At 68.6% G+C, this 17,297-nt stretch carries 14 protein-coding genes; 2 read left to right on the top strand and 12 right to left on the bottom strand.

Going from position 1 to position 17,297, the window contains the following annotated elements; all coding sequences use genetic code 11:
- Positions 1-84 precede the first annotated feature (84 nt).
- Positions 85-1,227: a M24 family metallopeptidase gene (locus tag OK17_RS17115; RefSeq protein ID WP_461418153.1), complete on the bottom strand. Its 1,143-nt coding sequence runs from the start codon at positions 1,225-1,227 to the stop codon at positions 85-87.
- 84 nt (positions 1,228-1,311) lie between these two features.
- Here OK17_RS17115 and OK17_RS17110 point away from each other — a divergent pair, with 84 nt between their 5' ends.
- On the top strand, positions 1,312-2,268 hold the full coding sequence (locus OK17_RS17110; RefSeq protein ID WP_461418154.1) for a 5'-3' exonuclease: 957 nt from the start codon (positions 1,312-1,314) through the stop codon (positions 2,266-2,268).
- On the opposite strand, the gene OK17_RS17105 is transcribed toward OK17_RS17110, so the two are convergent.
- The 11 genes from OK17_RS17105 to dop form a co-directional block, all read right to left on the bottom strand.
- Positions 2,269-3,177 carry a DUF4333 domain-containing protein gene (locus tag OK17_RS17105; RefSeq protein ID WP_461418152.1) on the bottom strand — a complete coding sequence of 303 codons (909 nt, stop codon included), beginning with the start codon at positions 3,175-3,177 and terminating at the stop codon, positions 2,269-2,271. It abuts the gene before it with no gap.
- A gap of 180 nt (positions 3,178-3,357) precedes the next feature.
- Complete coding sequence (locus OK17_RS17100; RefSeq protein WP_461418151.1) at positions 3,358-6,186, bottom strand: DEAD/DEAH box helicase; 2,829 nt, start codon at positions 6,184-6,186, stop codon at positions 3,358-3,360.
- Positions 6,183-7,157, bottom strand: coding sequence for a twin-arginine translocase subunit TatC (gene tatC / locus OK17_RS17095; protein ID WP_232715162.1), 975 nt, complete (start codon positions 7,155-7,157; stop codon positions 6,183-6,185). The genes OK17_RS17100 and tatC overlap by 4 nt, the downstream gene beginning before the upstream one ends.
- Positions 7,158-7,177: 20 nt before the next feature.
- Positions 7,178-7,441, bottom strand: a complete 264-nt coding sequence (gene tatA, locus OK17_RS17090) for a Sec-independent protein translocase subunit TatA (protein ID WP_232715161.1) — start codon at positions 7,439-7,441, stop codon at positions 7,178-7,180.
- A 74-nt stretch (positions 7,442-7,515) separates the two neighbouring features.
- Complete coding sequence (locus tag OK17_RS17085; protein WP_232715160.1) at positions 7,516-8,484, bottom strand: helix-turn-helix transcriptional regulator; 969 nt, start codon at positions 8,482-8,484, stop codon at positions 7,516-7,518.
- Complete coding sequence (locus OK17_RS17080; RefSeq protein ID WP_461418150.1) at positions 8,484-9,476, bottom strand: helix-turn-helix transcriptional regulator; 993 nt, start codon at positions 9,474-9,476, stop codon at positions 8,484-8,486. The genes OK17_RS17085 and OK17_RS17080 overlap by 1 nt, the downstream gene beginning before the upstream one ends.
- Positions 9,477-9,521: 45 nt before the next feature.
- Positions 9,522-10,880: a Pup--protein ligase gene (gene pafA, locus OK17_RS17075; protein ID WP_005200010.1), complete on the bottom strand. Its 1,359-nt coding sequence runs from the start codon at positions 10,878-10,880 to the stop codon at positions 9,522-9,524.
- Positions 10,881-10,952: 72 nt separating this feature from the next.
- Complete coding sequence (gene prcA / locus OK17_RS17070) at positions 10,953-11,756, bottom strand: proteasome subunit alpha (RefSeq protein WP_461418149.1); 804 nt, start codon at positions 11,754-11,756, stop codon at positions 10,953-10,955.
- Positions 11,753-12,649 (bottom strand): proteasome subunit beta, encoded by an 897-nt coding sequence (gene prcB / locus OK17_RS17065; RefSeq protein WP_232715157.1) that lies wholly within the window; start codon positions 12,647-12,649, stop codon positions 11,753-11,755. The genes prcA and prcB overlap by 4 nt, the downstream gene beginning before the upstream one ends.
- Complete coding sequence (locus OK17_RS17060; RefSeq protein WP_004019064.1) at positions 12,646-12,837, bottom strand: ubiquitin-like protein Pup; 192 nt, start codon at positions 12,835-12,837, stop codon at positions 12,646-12,648. Before OK17_RS17060 ends, prcB begins: the two co-directional genes overlap by 4 nt.
- 194 nt (positions 12,838-13,031) lie before the next feature.
- Entirely contained in the window at positions 13,032-14,531 is a 1,500-nt protein-coding gene (dop, locus tag OK17_RS17055) for a depupylase/deamidase Dop (protein ID WP_154883360.1), read from the bottom strand.
- An 81-nt stretch (positions 14,532-14,612) separates the two neighbouring features.
- Between dop and glgP the strand changes: the two genes are divergently transcribed.
- Positions 14,613-17,159 (top strand): alpha-glucan family phosphorylase, encoded by a 2,547-nt coding sequence (gene glgP / locus OK17_RS17050; RefSeq protein ID WP_461418148.1) that lies wholly within the window; start codon positions 14,613-14,615, stop codon positions 17,157-17,159.
- Positions 17,160-17,297: the final 138 nt, after the last annotated feature.

Genomic DNA, 17,297 nt, shown 5'->3' with positions numbered 1-17,297 from the left:
CTACTCGGCCAGCGGAGGTCAGGCGTCGCTCCTCGGCCAGCAGAGGTCAGGCGTCGCTGTTCGGATAGACCGCTGTCCGGGTGACTACAGCTGCACGAGCTCGTGCGGACGGTTGTTGAACGATTCGCAACCGTCCTCGGTGACCACGACGATGTCCTCGATGCGGGCACCCCAGCGGCCGGAGAAGTACACCCCCGGCTCCACGCTGAAGGCCATGCCGGGGCGCAGGGTGATGTCGTTGCCGTTCACGATGTAGGGCTCCTCGTGGACCGAGAGGCCGATGCCGTGTCCGGTGCGGTGGATGAACTGGTCGGCGAGGCCGCGTTCGCGCAACAGATCGCGAGCCGCGGCGTCGATCGAGGCGGCGGTGACCCCGGGACGTACCGCGGCGACCGCAGCCCGCTGCGCTTCGTGCAGAGCGGCGTAGGCGTCGGCGACGTCGGTGGCCGGCGGTTCGAAGCAGTAGGTGCGGGTCGAGTCGGAGTTGTAGCCGGGTTCGACCGGCCCGCCGATGTCGATGACCACGAGGTCGGACCGTTCGATGACCCGGTCGGAGAACTCGTGATGCGGATCGGCGCCGTTGGGTCCGGAACCGACGATGATGAACGCCGCCTCGGTGTGGCCCTCCTCGAGGATCGCCGCCGCGATGTCGTCGGAGACCTCGCGCTCGGTGCGTCCGGGTTTGAGCCACTCACCCATCCGGGCGTGGACGCGGTCGATGGCCGCGCCGGCTCGTCGCAGGGCCTCGATCTCCGCGTCGTCCTTGATCATCCGGAGTTCGCGCAGAACGGCGGTGGCGAGTTGCGGTGTGGCGCCGGTGTGCCGGGCCAGCGGGATCACGTGCAGGGCGGGCATCGAATCCGACACCGCGATGGTCGGATTCGACGGCAGACCGGCGAGTGCGAGACCGTGCGCGTCGTCGCCGTCGACCCAGTCGGCCACCTCGATGCCGAGATCGCCGACGGCCGAGGCCGACAACGACGGCACCTCGAGGCGCGCGATGACCAGCTTCGGGTCCCCCGCGGCGGGGATCACGAGTGCGGTGAGGCGTTCGAAGGTGTCGGCGCGTGAGCCCACGAGGTAGCGGAGGTCCGGGCCGGGTGCCACCACCAGCGCGTCGAGGCCGGCGTCGCGGGTGAGTTCCGCGGCGCGTCGCATGCGTTCGCGGTACACCTCGGGATCGAACAGCGGTGCCGCCGAGCCGGCGGTCGTCGATGTGGCAGCCATGGTCGAAGACTACCGCCGGGTGTGCGGGTCGTGGTGACGCGGCGACACCGTCAATGCGAGAGTGTGTGGGTGACGGATTCGTTGATGCTGCTCGACGGTGCGAGCCTGTGGTTCCGGTCGTTCTACGCCCTGCCCGAGAAGATGACCAGCCCCGACGGGCGACCGGTCAACGCGGTCCGGGGATTCATCGACACGATCGCGAATCTCGTGACGCGCGAACACCCGACGCGCCTCGTCGTCTGTCTCGACCTCGACTGGCGTCCCGAGTTCCGCACGGCCCTCATCCCGACCTACAAGGCGCATCGCGTCGCAGTCGAGGACGGCGCGACCGACGCCACGGGCACGGAGACCATCGACGTCGAAGACGTTCCGGACACCCTGACGCCGCAGGTCGACATGATCATGAATGTCCTTGCCGCCGCGGGGATCGCGACCTCCGGTGCGGTCGGCTGCGAGGCCGACGACGTCATCGGGACGCTCGCCTGGGAGGAGGCGAAGGACCCGGTGATCGTCGTCAGCGGTGACCGCGACCTGCTGCAGGTGGTGTCCGACGATCCGGTTCCGGTGCGGGTGCTCTACGTCGGGCGCGGGCTGGCGAAGGCGGAGATGATGGGGCCGGTCGAGGTCGGCGAGAAGTACGGCGTACCCGCCGATCGCGCCGGGATCGGCTACGCGGAGATGTCGATGCTGCGCGGCGACCCGTCGGACGGTCTTCCCGGCGTGCAGGGCATCGGCGAGAAGACCGCGGCGAAACTGATCAGCGAATACGGCAGCCTGGACGCGCTCGAAGAGGCCGCGCGGGACTCGTCGTCGAAGGTGCCGACACGGGCACGCAAGGCGCTGCTCGCCGCCGCCGACTACCTGCAGGCGGCACGCAAGGTCGTCTCGGTGCGTACCGATGCCGAGACCATCGACAGCGGGCCGGATCGGCTCCCGACGGAACCGGCCGACCCCGAGGCGCTGGCGGCGCTCGTCGAGGAGCTGGGCATCGGGGCGTCGGTGGCCCGGTTGTCGAAGGCGCTGGGCTGGCCCAAGGCCTGATCAGCTGGGACGCGAGACCTCGTAGCGACCCTCGTCGTCGATGAAGGTGACGGTGACCTGCTGGTCCTGTCCGCCGACGGTCACCGAGCAGGTGAACGACGACCCCTCCTTGACGCGCTGCCCGGACGGGCATTTCACGTTGCTGACGTCACTGGCCTGGTAGTCCTCGGTGAGGATCTTCTGCACGCCGTCCTGGGCCGCCTGCTGGTCGAGATTCTTCGGGGCCCACCCGGGTGCGACGAAGGCGGTGATGAGGATGATCGCGGCGATCACGATCAGCACACCGCCGCCGGCGAACAGCATGGTCCGCAGCGTCTTGTTCGACTTGGGCGTCGCCATACCGCTGAACTGGTCGGGTCCGCCGAACTGGTTCTGGCCGTAGGCGCCCGGCGCCTGCTGCGGCTGGCCGTAAGGCTGCTGACCGTACTGACCCGGCGCCCCGTACTGGGCAGCACCGTATTGACCGGCCCCGTATTGTCCGCCCCCGTACTGTCCGGGGTCGGGCCGACCGTAGGGCTGCGAGGGTCCGCCGTAGTTGGGCGCGCCCTGGTCCGGGGCACCGTAGGCCGGCTGGCCACCGGGTTGTCCGTACTGGCCGGGCTGCACCCCCGGGTACCCGACCTGGGTCGGCTGATTCTGGGGCGGCTGACCCCCTGATGCCTGCGCTCCGGGCGCGTATCCGGGAGTCTGATACGGGTTCTGCTGGTACGGATTCGCCGGATAGGGAGCCTGCTGGTTCGGGTCCTGCGGCGGCTGCTGGCCGTATCCCGGATTCGGCGCCATCTTCGTGGGGTCGGCCTGCGGACCGCCCTGCTGGGAACCGCCCGTGTTCACGATCTCGGTCTTGTCGCCGGCGCCCGGCTGGGCCTGCTGGGGTTGGGACGGATTCGGGTTGTTCGGGTCGGTCATGAGTCCCCTCCCACTCGGCTCCCACCTCGGCGAGGTGTCGGCGAACTGTGACGTCACGCGACAGTGCCGGGGCATTCCTCCCCGACACCGAATGCGGGATGAACGTTACCTCAGGCACCCACGACTATCAGGCAACCGAGCACAGGGTGGCCGGGAGCGTCGTCTGGTGAACCGACGGGCTCAACCGAGCTCGGCGGCAACCACTCCCCGGCGGATCGCCTTGACCGCGGAACGTGCGGTGGCGCCCAGCCGGGTGTCGGTGCCGACGCACAGCCGGACCTGCTCCAGGAGGTCGATGACCTGGCGGTTCCAGCGGACGAAGTCGCCCGGCGAGAGCAGCTGCCCGCGTTCACCCGCGAGGAGCAGCGCCTCGCTGAGCGATCGGCCCGACGCCCACGTCGCCACCGCGACCGAGAAACCGGTGTCCGGCTCGCGAGTGGGACTCACCCGGTGGCGGGACTCGACCGCGGTGACCTTCGACCAGATGTCGACGGTCGCGGCCATCGCCGTGCGCAGCGAGGTGCTCCCGGGCAGCGCGTCGACCCCGCCGTAGCTGTCACGGCGGCTCTCGTAGACGAGTGCGGCGACGACGGCGGCCAGGTCGGCGGGCGACAGGTCGTCCCACACGCCCGCGCGGATGCATTCGGTCACCACGAGGTCGCTCTCGCTGTAGATGCGAGCGAGCAGCTTTCCTGATTCGGTCACCCGCATGGTGTGGCCGGTCGATTCGGAGGCCTCGCGGACGCGTTCGACGTAGCCGAGTTCGCTGAGGACACCGACGATGTGGTCGAAGGTGACACCGAGCGTCGAGGTCCGCTCGCCGATGCTGCGTTCGGCGGTGACGATGTCGCGCAGGAGGCGGTTGCGCTTCTCGGCGAGCCGGAACAGTTCGTCGCCGTTCGGGATCTGGTGTGCGGGATGGGCACGCAGCGTGCGTCGCATCGCGGCCAGTTCGGAATCGTCGGCGGCGTCGGCCCGTTTCTTGGATCGGCCGCGGGGCATCTCGATCCCGGTGGAGCGCAACGCCGATGCGAGATCACGACGGCCGCGTCCGGTGCGGCGGTCGGCGTTCTTCGGCAACCGCATGTTGCCGAGGACCTCGGGCGGGTTGACGAAGTCGCGCAGTCCGATCCGGCCGCACCAGGCGTCCTCGGTGACCACCAGCGGTTTGGGATCCGCTGCCTGGGTGGCAGGTTCGACGATCACCGCGAGACCGCGATGGCGTCCGACCGGCACCCCGATGACGTGGCCGCGTTTGAGCGCGGCGAGGTCGGCGACGATCGCGTCCTCGGTGTTGATCCGTTTGCGGTACTTGAGGTCTCGTTCGCGGCGCCGGATGTCCTCACGGAGCGTGACGTAACCGAGAAACCCTGCGTACGCCTCCGCGTCACCCACGGCCGGTTCCCCGGTGGCGTCGACTCCCCCGGGCTCCAGACCCCGGGCCTCGGCGGCGCGAGCGAGCTCGCCGTCGAGCTTGCGCAGCGCCCGCTGCGACTCGTGGAGCTTGCGGGCCAGTCCGACCACCGAGCGGTCGGCCTGGAACTGTGCGAACGACCGGTGAAGGAGCTCGCGGGCCCCGTCGAGACCGAGCCGGCCGAGCAGGTTGACCGCCATGTTGTACTCCGGCGAGAACGAACTGCGCAGCGGGAACGTGCGGGCACCCGCGAGGCCGGCGACCTCCTCGGGGACCACCTCGGGGGTCCACACCACGACGGCATGGCCCTCGACGTCGATCCCGCGGCGTCCGGCGCGGCCGGTCAGCTGGGTGAACTCGCCGGGGGTGAGGTCGACGTGCGACTCGCCGTTGTACTTCACGAGACGCTCGAGGACCACCGACCGGGCAGGCATGTTGATCCCGAGAGCCAGTGTCTCCGTGGCGAACACCATACGTACGAGACCGCGGACGAAGAGTTCTTCGACGGCGTGCCGGAAGGTCGGGAGCATTCCGGCGTGATGCGACGCCAGCCCACGACGAAGACCTTCGCGCCATTCCTGCACGCCCAGGACGTCGGCGTCAGTGGGTGAGAGTTCGGTGAGTCGCCGGTCGACGACGGCGTCGACCTCGGCGGCCTCCTCGGGTGTCAGCAGCGCGATACCCGACCGCAGACACTGTGCCAGGGCGGCGTCGCATCCGGCCCGGGAGAAGATGAACCCGATCGCGGGTAGCAACCCCTCTCGGTCGAGGCGTCCGACGAGGTTGGGGCGCGAGAGCAGTGGACCCCGACCGTCGCGGCGTCGTGGTTGTCCCCCGCCACCCCGGCGGCCTCGGCCCCGGGACGACTCGCGCTCGTCCTCGGCGAGCAGGATGCGGTGACGGATGTGCCGTTTGAGTTCGGGATTGACCCGCGGTCGTGACCCCTTGCGGTCGGCGGGATCGCGATCGGCCGGATCGAAGAGGTCGAACATGCGCTGGCCGACCAGCATGTGCTGGGACAGCGGGACCGGCCGGTGTTCGTCGACGATGACGGAGGTGTCGCCGCGGACGGTCTGGATCCAGTCGCCGAACTCCTCGGCGTTGCTGACGGTCGCGGACAGGCTCACCACACGCACGGACGGTTCGAGGTGCAGGATCACCTCTTCCCACACCGCACCGCGGAAGCGGTCGGCGAGGAAGTGCACCTCGTCCATCACCACATGCGACAGTCCGTCGAGCGCGCGGGATTCGGCGTAGATCATGTTGCGCACGACCTCGGTCGTCATCACGACGATCGGCGCATCCGGGTTGATGGAGCTGTCACCGGTGAGCAGACCGACGGACTCGTGACCGTGGACGGCGACGAGGTCGGCGTACTTCTGGTTGCTCAGCGCCTTGATCGGGGTCGTGTAGAAGCACTTCGTCCCGCCCGCGAGAGCGAGGTGCACCGCGAACTCGCCGACGATCGTCTTGCCCGCGCCGGTCGGTGCGCAGACCAGCACGCCGTGACCGGCTTCGAGTGCCTCGCAGGCACGACGCTGGAACGGGTCGAGTCCGAAGTCCAGCCGCGAGGTGAACGCGTCGAGTTGACTCACAGGACGTCGTCGAATGTCTCGCGTGCCCGCGTCGAGGTCCGGGTGGCGTTCGGGCTGCCCGCAGCCGAGGTCGCGACCGGCGACGGCGCCGAGACCGGGCGGGTCGGCGGCAGCGGGCTGGCCTCGTCGTCGGAGAGTCCGGCCCAGCTCGGCGCCCGCTTGCCCCGACGCTTGTCGACGATGCGGGCGAACTGGATGGAGAACTCCAGGAGGACCGTCAGTGCGACCGCGAGGGCCAGCATGGTGAACGGATCCTGGCCCGGGGTGACGATGGCGGCGAAGACGAAGACCGCGAAGATCAGGCCGCGGCGCCACTTCTTGAGGCGGTCGTAGGTCAGCACGCCGACCAGGTTGAGTGCGATGATCAACAGCGGCAGCTCGAAACTGACACCGAAGATGACCAGCACGTTGATCATGAAGCCGAAGTACTGATCGCCGGCGAGCGCGGTCACCTGGACCTCGTTGCCGACGGTCAACAGGAAGTCGAAGGCCTTCGCGACGACCAGGTACGCCAGAACGGCGCCGGCGACGAAGAGCGTGGTCGCGACCGTGACGAAGGCGATGCCGTAGCGGCGTTCGTTCTGGTGGAGGCCGGGAGTGATGAACTGCCAGGTCTGATAGATCCACACCGGGCAGGCCAGGACCACACCGGCGGTGAGCGCGACCTTGAGTCGCAGCATGAACTGGTCGAACGGGCCGGTCGCCAGCAGACGGCAGGAGTCGTCGGCGGTCAGCGTGGCACGGCTCGAGGCCGGCAGGTCGCAGTACGGCCCGCGCAACATGTCGCCGAGCGACGAGACGCCCAGGAAGCCGTGGCTGTACCAGATGAAGCCGAGAATCGTGGTGGCCACGATCGCCAGCAGCGAGATGACCATGCGCGTGCGCAGCTCATAGAGGTGCTCGACCAACGACATCGTGCCGTCGGGATTGAGTTTGCGCTTGCGGTATCGGGGGTCGAAGGGGATGCGCACTCGGATTCTCCGACGCGCCCCTAAGCCGATTTCTTGGCGTCGGCGTTCGACGACGTGCCCGGCTGGGTGTTGTCAGCCGACGGGAGTTCCCGCTGCGGTGCGTCGGGCGATGCCGGTGCGGCATCGGCCGGCTTGTCGTCCTTCTGCATCTCCTTGACCTCGCTCTTGAAGATGCGCAGCGACTGTCCGAGACCTCGGGCGGCGTCCGGCAGCTTCTTCGAGCCGAACAGGATCAGCAGCACGACGGCGACAATCGCCCAGTGCCACCACGAAGTGAAGCCCATGAGATCACCCTTCAGATCGGATCCAGACCGTGTTCAATGCTACCCGAGTTGTCGGCGGGCGGTGGACCGCCGGGTCAGCGGTAGCGCTCGCGTGCACTCGCCGCCGATTCGACCACCGCTGTCGCGACCTTCTCATCGTCGACGACGCGGACCGAGCCGCCGAAGCCCAGCAGGAACCGGGTCAGCCACTCGGGTGAGCCGTAAACCATGCGGGCGCGCACCGGTTCGTCCGGATCGCGGTCGTCGATCGAGGTGGTCGGTTCCACCGGGTAGTAGTCGAGGATCCACAGGTGATCCGGGTCGATCTCGAGTTCGACCGCGGGTAGATCCGGGTTCTCGGGGACCAGCACCGACTGCGACGACGACTCGGCCTCGGCGGGCGGGTTGCTCGGTTCGTCGAGTGCGACGGCGGTGTCGATGCGGTCGAAGCGGAACAGTCGCACGCCCTCGGCCATGCGACACCAGGCCTCGAGGTAGGTGTGCTGGTCCATCACCTGCAGGCGGATGGGGTCGACGACCCGGTCGGTGACGCTGTCCCGGCTCGCCGAGTAGTAGCTCAACTGGAGTGCACGTCCCCGGCGGACGGCTTCGCGGACGGTGGTGAAGGTCGGGTTCTCCCCCGGCGTCGTGTCGGTCTCGGCGCCGGAGGACAGGCCCGGTACGGCAGTCGCCCCGACCGCCTCCTCGATCTTGGCGATCGCCCGCCGCGCGGCGGTCACGTCGACCACACCGGGCGTCTCCACGAGGGCGCGCAGTGCCACGAGCAGGGTGCTGGCCTCGACGGTCGTGAGCCGCAGCGGGCGGTCCATCCCCGCGGTGAAGCCAACGCTGACAAAGCCCTCGCTGAACTCGAGTTCGATCAGGTCGTCGGGGTAATAACCCGGGAGCCCGCAGACGAACAGCAGCTCGAGATCCTTGGTGAGCTGCGACTGGGACACGCCGAGCTCGCGCGCGGCCTGCTCGATCGAGATGCCGCGGCGGGCCTGGAAATACGGGACCATCGCCAGCAGTCGATTGAGACGCGACGGTTGTGCACCGGCCATCAGGCACTCACCCCTGCCAGCCGGTCGAGGCCGGCGATCACGAGCTCGCGCAGCTCCGGCGGATCGAGGACGACGGCGTCCCGGCCCACGCCCAACACCATGCGCGCCACCGCGGACAGCGAGTGGATGTCGAGGGTCAACACGTCGCCCGCCTCACCGTCGAGGTCACCCGGTTCGGAGGCCGTCGCGGCCCGGCGGAGTCCGGCGGCCCGACCCGCAGCCACCCAGATGCGCGCGGTGCGACCGTCGGTGCCCGCCGCGGAATCGACCGCCGCGGACACGATCTGCTGGAGATCGGTGCCGGCGGGCACGTCGACGGCGTCGGCGGGCCCGACCGGGGTCACCGACGAGATGCGCGACAGACGGAAGGTACGCGTGGCGGCTCGGTCGAGGTCGTGTCCGACGACGTACCAGCGGCCACGATGGGACACCACTCCCCAGGGCTCGACCCGGCGGACGGCCGGGGTCGCCGTCGCCGACGACCGATGGGTGAACTCGACGGCACGCTTGACCTGGATCGCGTTGAGGAGTCCGGCGATGACCTGCTCGGAACCCATCGACCGCGTCGAACCGCCCGCGGTGATGCCGAGGTCGTCCTCGGAGCGGACGTCGAGGCCCGCGGCGCGGAGTTTGAGGATCGCGGTCTGCGACAGCGTGGAGACCTCCGGGGTGTCCCAGAGTGCGGCGGCCATGGCGATCGCGGCGGCCTCGTCGGAGTCCAGCGAGATGTCGGGCAGCTCGTAGGTGTCGCGGTCGATGCGGTATCCCTCGGCGCCCGCCGCCATCGGCGATCGCCCGGTGACCAGCGGGATGCCGAGGTCGCGCAGTTCGTTCTTGTCGCGCTCGAACATCCGGTTGAACGCCTCGTCGGACTTGTCGCCGTCCTGATAACCGGCGACGTTGCGTCGGATGTAGTCAGCGGTGACGTACTGCTTCGTCCACAGCAGACAGATCACCAGATTGAGCAGTCGCTCGACTTTGGGAGTGGCCACTGCGTCAGGTTAGATCCTCGCCGATCGGGCGGTGCGGAGGCTCGCTCACATGGATGCGATCAGCCGGTCAACCCGCTCGTCGACGCTGCGGAACGGGTCCTTGCACAGCACGGTGCGTTGGGCCTGGTCGTTCAGCTTGAGGTGGACCCAATCCACGGTGAAGTCTCGTCCGGCCTTCTGCGCCGCCGAGATGAAGTCACCCCGAAGCTTGGCGCGGGTGGTCTGCGGCGGCTCGTTGACGGCGGTCTTGATGGCCTCGTCGGTGGTCGCGCGGGCCACGAGACCCTTACGCATCAGGACGTCGAACACACCGCGGCCGCGCTTGATGTCGTGGAAGGCGAGGTCGAGCTGCGCGATCTTCGGGTCCGACAGCTCCATCGAGTACTTGTCCTGGTAGCGCTGGAACAGCTTGCGCTTGATGACCCAGTCGATCTCGGTGTCGACCTTCGCGAAGTCGTCGGCCTCGACCGCGTCGAGCATGCGGCCCCACAGGTCGACGACCATGTCCATCTCCGGATCGGGACGACGGTTGGTGAGGTGCTCGACCGCGCGTGCGTGGTACTCGCGCTGGATGTCGAGGGCACTGGCCTGGCGTCCGCCGGCGAGACGCACGGGGCGTCGGCCGGTGGGATCGTGGCTGACCTCGCGGATGGCGCGGATCGGGTTGTCCAGGGCGAAATCCCGGAATGCCACGCCGGCCTCGATCATCTCGAGCACCAGGGCCGCCGAGCCGACCTTCAGCAGGGTCGTCATCTCGGACATGTTCGAGTCGCCGACGATGACGTGCAGGCGCCGGTACTTCTCGGCGTCGGCGTGCGGCTCGTCGCGGGTGTTGATGATCGGACGCGAGCGGGTGGTGGCGGAGGAGACGCCCTCCCAGATGTGCTCGGCCCGCTGCGACAGGCAGAAGGTGGCGGCCTTCGGGGTCTGCAGCACCTTGCCGGCACCGCAGATCAGCTGCCGGGTCACCAGGAACGGCAGGAGGACGTCGGAGATGCGGGAGAACTCCCCCGCGCGCACGACGAGGTAATTTTCGTGGCAGCCGTAGGAGTTGCCCGCGGAGTCGGTGTTGTTCTTGAACAGGTAGATGTCGCCGCCGATGCCCTCGTCGGCGAGACGCTGCTCGGCGTCGACGAGCAGGTCCTCGAGGACGAGTTCGCCGGCGCGGTCGTGGTTGATCAGCTGGATGAGGCTGTCGCACTCGGCGGTCGCGTACTCGGGATGCGACCCGACGTCGAGGTAGAGCCGTGCGCCGTTCTGCAGGAAGACGTTCGAGGAGCGGCCCCACGACACGACGCGGCGGAACAGATACCGCGCCACCTCGTCAGGGCTGAGCCGCCGATGGCCGTGGAAGGTGCACGTGACACCGAATTCGGTCTCGATGCCCATGATTCGTCGCTGCACTTGACCAACCCTACTCGCGGGACCCGCGGTCGACCGGGCAGAAGAGCCCGGTCGACCGCGCGTCGTCGCGCTCTAATTCGATCCGTCGGAAGTGGTCCCGCCGGAGGTGGTGTCGTCCGCCCCGGTGTCCGGCGCCGATGCATCGGCGGCGGGGGTCTCGGCGGTCGGCAGGAGCTCCTCGACCGCGGCCGAGGTCAGGCGCTTGAACGCCCGTCGCGGCCGGTTGCGGTCGAGAATCGCGACCTCGAGGTCGCCGGCGGTCAGCTCCCGCGGCGACGCCGGGGCGCCGTTGCCGGAGTCGGCCGGGGTGGCGAGCGCCTTGACCGCGACCCCGATCGCCTGGGCGAGCTCCATGTCGGGCGCGTAGCTCTCCTTGAGAGCCGCCGCGATGGGCTCGGTCGCGCCGCCCATCACCAGGAACCGGGTCTCGTCGGTGATCGAGCCGTCGTAGGAGATCCGGTACAGCTGAGACGGTTTCGGCTTGCCCGCACGGGCGACCTCGGCCACACACAGCTCCACCTCGAACGGCTTGGCCTGCTCGGTGAAGACGCTGCCCAGGGCGTTGGCGTAGGTGTTGGCAAGCGACAGACCGGACACGTCGGCGCGGTCGTAGCTGTAGCCGCGCATGTCGGCGAGCTGGATGCCCGCCTTGCGCAGACTCTCGAACTCGTTGTACTTGCCCACCGCGGCGAAACCGATGCGGTCGTAGATCTCGCTGGTCTTGCGGAGGGTGTTCGACGGGTTCTCCGCGACGAACAGCACACCGTCGGCGTAGGTCAGGATGACCACCGAACGACCGCGTGCGATGCCCTTGCGTGCAAGCTCCGAGCGATCGCGCATGATCTGCTCGGCACTGGCGTAATACGGGAAGGTCATCGGGCACCTCCCTCGTGCTCGGCAGTACGGCGTTCGACGACGGCCCGCGCCGCATCCTCGATCTCGGTCGCGTCCACCTCCCGAGCACCCTCTGCGTCGACGACCGCGGCCATCGGGAAGATCTTGCGGACCAGGTCGGGTCCGCCGGTGGCGGAGTCGTCGTCGGCGGCGTCGTAGAGGGACTCCACCGCGATGACGAGCGCCTCACCGGCGGTCAGATCGGAGCGGTAGAGCTTCTTCAGCGACGACTTCGCGAACACCGAACCCGAACCGATGGCCGTGTACCCGCCGAACTCCTCGTGACGGTCACCCGCGACGTCGAAGCTGAAGATCCGGCCGCGCTCGGTCGGGTCGTCGTGGTCGATGTCGTAACCGACGAGCAACGGGATCGCGGCGAGACCCTGGAGGGCCGCGCCGAGGTTGCCCCGGACCATGCTCGCGAGCCGGCTGACCTTGCCGTCGAGAGTGAGCGGGATGCCCTCGATCTTCTCGTAGTGCTCGAGTTCGACGGCGAAGAGCCGCACCATCTCGATGGCGATACCCGCGGTGCCGGCGATGCCGGCCGCCGAGTACTCGTCGGTGATGTAGACCTTCTTGACGTCTCGCGTCGCGATCAGGTTGCCCATGGTGGCACGACGATCCCCGGCGAGGATCACGCCACCCGGGTACGACACGGCGACGATCGTCGTGCCGTGCGGGATGTCTCCGGCGCCGTCTGCGCCACCGGCGAAAGACCCCACGCGATCAACCTGAGCCTGCGGAAGTTGCTCGGGCGCGTGCATCCGCAGGAATTCGGTGAACGACGAGATGTCCGCGCCGAAAGAGGATCTGGGGCCGAGAGCGGAACCCGTACGAGATTGTGAGAAGGGCAGTGATCCGAACCTGTCGCTCACTGGCCGCCCTTCTGCACGTAAGCACGCACGAAGTCCTCGGCGTTCTCCTCGAGCACGTCATCGATCTCGTCGAGCAGGTCGTCGGTGTCCTCGGCCAGCTTCTCGCGACGTTCCTGTCCGGCACCGGAATCGGGGCCAACGCCCTCATCGTCGCCGCCGCCACCACGCTTGGTCTGTTCCTGCGCCATCTGCTGCCTCCTTGAAACCGATCGCCCCTTGGCGGGCTACCCGCGACCGACCACCATCGGGTCTTGCGACCCCTGGGATCTCACCGGCTTCCGCCGGGCGCTGATCCCTGGTGAATCGGCCTCGGAATCGTGTGTTCCCACACTACCTGTGGCGGCGACAACTGGGGCGGAACAAAGCACATGCCCCGCGCGTGTCAGGTCGTCAGCTGGTCGACCAGTTCGGCGGCGGAGTTGACCGAATCGAGGAGCTTGCCCACGTGGGCCTGCGTCCCGCGCAGCGGCTCGAGCGTCGGGATGCGGACGAGGGAGTCCCCGCCGAGGTCGAAGATGACCGAATCCCAGCTGGCCGCGGCAACATCGGCACCGAACCGGCGCAGGCATTCGCCGCGGAAGTAGGCGCGGGTGTTGCGCGGCGGCTCGTGGATCGCGGCGAGCACGTCGTTCTCGTCGACCAGACGCTTCATCGAGCCGCGCGCGACGAGGCGGTTGTAGAGCCCCTTGTCGAGCCGGACGTCGGAGTACTGCAGGTCGATGAGCTGCAGGCGCGGCGCCGACCAGGCCAGGCCTTCGCGCTGGCGGAAGCCCTCCAGGATGCGCAGCTTGGCCGGCCAGTCGAGGATGTCCGAGCATTCCATCGGGTCGCGCTCGAGCCGGTCGAGCACATCCGCCCACGTCTCGAGGACATGCTTGGCCCGCTCGTCGTCGGAGTGCTCCTGCTCGTGGAACTTCATGCAGCGTTCGAGGTACTCGCGCTGCAGGGCCAGCCCGGTGAGCTCGCGGCCGTCGGTGAGTGCGACGGTCGCGGTCAGGGTCGGGTCGTGGCTGATGGTGTGCACGGCCTGGACCGGGCGGGCTAGTTCGATGTCGGAGAAGTCGACGCCCGCCTCGATGAGGTCGAGGACCAGTGCGGTGGTCCCGACCTTGAGGTAGGTCGCGGTCTCGGCCAGGTTGGCGTCGCCGATGATGACGTGCAGCCGGCGGTAGCGCTCCGGGTCGGCGTGGGGCTCGTCGCGGGTGTTGATGATGCCGCGTTTGAGGGTGGTCTCGAGGCCGACCTCGACCTCGATGTAATCCGAGCGCTGCGAAAGCTGGAAGCCGGCCTCATCACCCGACTGGCCGATGCCCACGCGACCCGAGCCGGTGATGACCTGCCGCGAGGCGAAGAACGTGGTCAGACCGGCGATCACCGCGGTGAACGGGGTCTCGCGGGCCATCAGGTAGTTCTCGTGCGTGCCGTAGGAGGCGCCCTTGCCGTCGATGTTGTTCTTGTACAGCTGCAGCTTGGGCGCACCCGGAACGCTCGCCACGTGGCGTGCGGCGGCCTCCATGACACGTTCGCCCGCCTTGTCCCAGATGACCGCGTCCATGGGGTCGGTGACCTCGGGTGCGGAGTACTCGGGATGGGCGTGGTCGACGTAGAGGCGGGCGCCGTTGGTGAGGATCATGTTCGCCGCGCCGATCTCGTCGGCGTCGATGATCGGGGCCGGTCCGGAACCGCGCCCGAGGTCGAATCCGCGGGCGTCGCGGAGCGGGGATTCCACCTCGTAATCCCAGCGCGTGCGCTTGGCACGCGGCACGCCGGCCGCCGCCGCGTAGGCGAGAACAGCCTGGGTGGAGGTCATGATCGGATTCGCGGTCGGGTCGCCGGGAGCGGAGATTCCGTACTCGACCTCGGTACCGATGATTCGCTGCATGCTTCGAGGGTAGAGGGTGATGCGGAGTGGCTCGCATCGTCCCGTTCGCAGGGAGGGCCCGGCACCAGTACCGTCGTCGCCGTGAAAGCTTTCCGCCGGTTCACCGTTCGGGTGCCGCTGCCTCCCGAACTGGCCGCCCTCGGTCCCCTGTCGCACAACCTGCGCTGGGTGTGGAACCCGCCGACCCAGGAGTTGTTCGCGACGATCGACGCCGAACGGTGGGAGGCGACGGGTGATCCGCTGCGGGTGCTCGCCGACGTCGATCCGGCCCAGCTGACCGAGCTGGCGGCCGACGAGGAGTTCCGCGCGCGGGTCGCGGCGGCGGAGGCGAGTCTCGGGGAGTACCTCGACGCGCCGCAGTGGTTCGGCGGGTACGCGGAGAACCATCCGGTGCCGCCCGGGATCGCGTACTTCTCCATGGAGTTCGGTGTCTCCGAGGTGCTGCCGATCTACTCCGGCGGACTCGGCATCCTCGCCGGCGATCATCTGAAGGCGGCATCGGATCTCGGACTCCCCCTGATCGGCGTCGGACTGTTCTACCGGTCGGGCTACTTCCGCCAGGGTCTCGACCACGATGGCTGGCAGGTGGAGCGATACCCGGTCAACGACCCGCGAGATCTGCCGCTCACCCTCCTCACCGACGGCGATGCGCCCGTCGTCGTCGAGATCTCGATGCCCGGCGGTCGTACCCTGTCCGCGCAGGTGTGGGTCGCGAACGTCGGCCGAATCCCCTTGCTACTCCTCGACTCCGACATCGCGGCCAACACCGACGACCAGCTGCGCGGCGTCACCGACCGTCTCTATGGCGGCGATCAGGAGCACCGCATCCTGCAGGAGATCCTGCTCGGCATCGGCGGTGTCCGTGCGTTGCGCGCCTACGTGCAGGTGACCGGCCGCGACGAACCGACGGTCTTCCACATGAACGAGGGGCACGCCGGATTCCTGGGCACCGAACGCATCCGGGAGTACGTGGCCGCCGGACTCGACTTCGACACCGCCGAGGCCGTGGTCCGCGCGTCGAACATCTTCACCACGCACACCCCGGTGCCGGCCGGGATCGACCGCTTCCCCACCGATCTGGTGAACCGGTACCTCGACGCCGACGACTCCGGGACCTCGCGGCTGCTGCCCGGCCTGCCCGCGTCGACCGTTGCCGAACTGGGCGACGAGGCCGACCCGGGCGTGTTCAACATGGCGCACATGGGTTTCCGCCTCGGACAGCGCAGCAATGGCGTCTCGCAGCTGCACGGCGAGGTGAGCCGGGAGATGTTCGCCGACCTGTGGCCCGGCTTCGACGCCGCGGACGTGCCGATCGGTGCGGTCACCAACGGCGTACACGGTCCCACCTGGGTGTCGAAGGTCTGGCGTGACTTCGCCTCGAGCGACGAGGATTCCGCCCCCGAGGTCTACGCCGGACTGCCCGCGGAGACCATCTGGTCCACCCACGAGTCGCTGCGGGCCGAGCTCGTCGCCGAGGTTCGGCGTCGGGCTCACGCGAGCGGACGCGAACGCGGCTTCACCGATGCCGAACTCGGCTGGACCGCCGACCTCTTCGACCCCGGGGTGCTGACGATCGGCTTCGCCCGTCGCGCAGCCACATACAAGCGCCTCACGCTCATGCTGCGCAACCCCGACCGCATGCGGCGCATCCTCACCGACCCCGACCGCCCGGTGCAGCTCGTCATCGCAGGCAAGGCGCACCCGGCCGACACCGGCGGCAAGGCACTCATTCAGCAGGTGGTGCGCTTCGCCGAGGACCCGCAGCTACGCGACCGCATCGTCTTCCTGCCCGACTACGACATCTCGATGGCCCGCCACATCTACGCCGGCTGTGACGTGTGGCTGAACAACCCGGTGCGGCCGATGGAGGCGTGCGGGACGTCGGGGATGAAGTCGGCGCTCAACGGCGGCCTCAACCTGTCCATCCTGGACGGTTGGTGGGACGAGATGGCCGACGACGACAACGGCTGGGCGATCCCGTCCGCTGAGGGCATCGAAGACGAGAACCGACGCGACGACCTCGAAGCCGAGGCGCTCTACGCACTCCTCGAGGACACCGTGATCCCGCTGTTCTACCAGCGCGACGACAACGGGTTGCCGACGCGTTGGGTGGAGATGATGCGCCACACGCTCACCCGATTGGGCCCTCAGGTCCTCGCGTCACGCATGGTCCGGGACTACACCACCGAGCTGTACTGCCCGGCCGCGGAGGCCTATGTCGCCGCGTGTGCCGACGACTACGCGGGGGCACGCGATCTCGCGGTGTACCGGCGCGAGATCGAGACCGGCTGGGGGTCGATCGTCGTCGCAGGGGTGGACGAGGAAAGCGAGGACGACGGCCTTCGGGTCTCGGCGCACGTGGCGGTCGGTGAACTCGACCCCGACAGCCTCCGTGTCCAACTCGTGCTGGGCCGCGTGACCGACGACGGCGACATCGTCGACCCGGCGATCATCGACATGAGCCCTGCGGCTGATCGCGACGCGTCGGAACGGGTCGTCTTCTCGGTGCCGGCCACCCCGCCGGCATCGGGTCATCTCGGTTACACAGTGCGGGTACTCCCCCGCCATGACCAGCTCTCGCACGACGCGGAGTTGGGTCTCGTGCGGTACCCGGTCACGGCTGGTTAGAGCGCTCGCACCCGACTGGCGAACCTCAACCCGACTAACAGACTTCGATCGAAGTCTGCCCGTCGAGTAGGCGTCTGCAGGTCACCAGGCCTTCGAGGCTCGTCGCTTACGCTCCTCGCACCTCAGCCAGCGAGAGGG

This window comes from Gordonia sp. GN26 (genome assembly GCF_054823965.1).
This window is presented reverse-complemented; position numbering and strand designations above follow the sequence as displayed.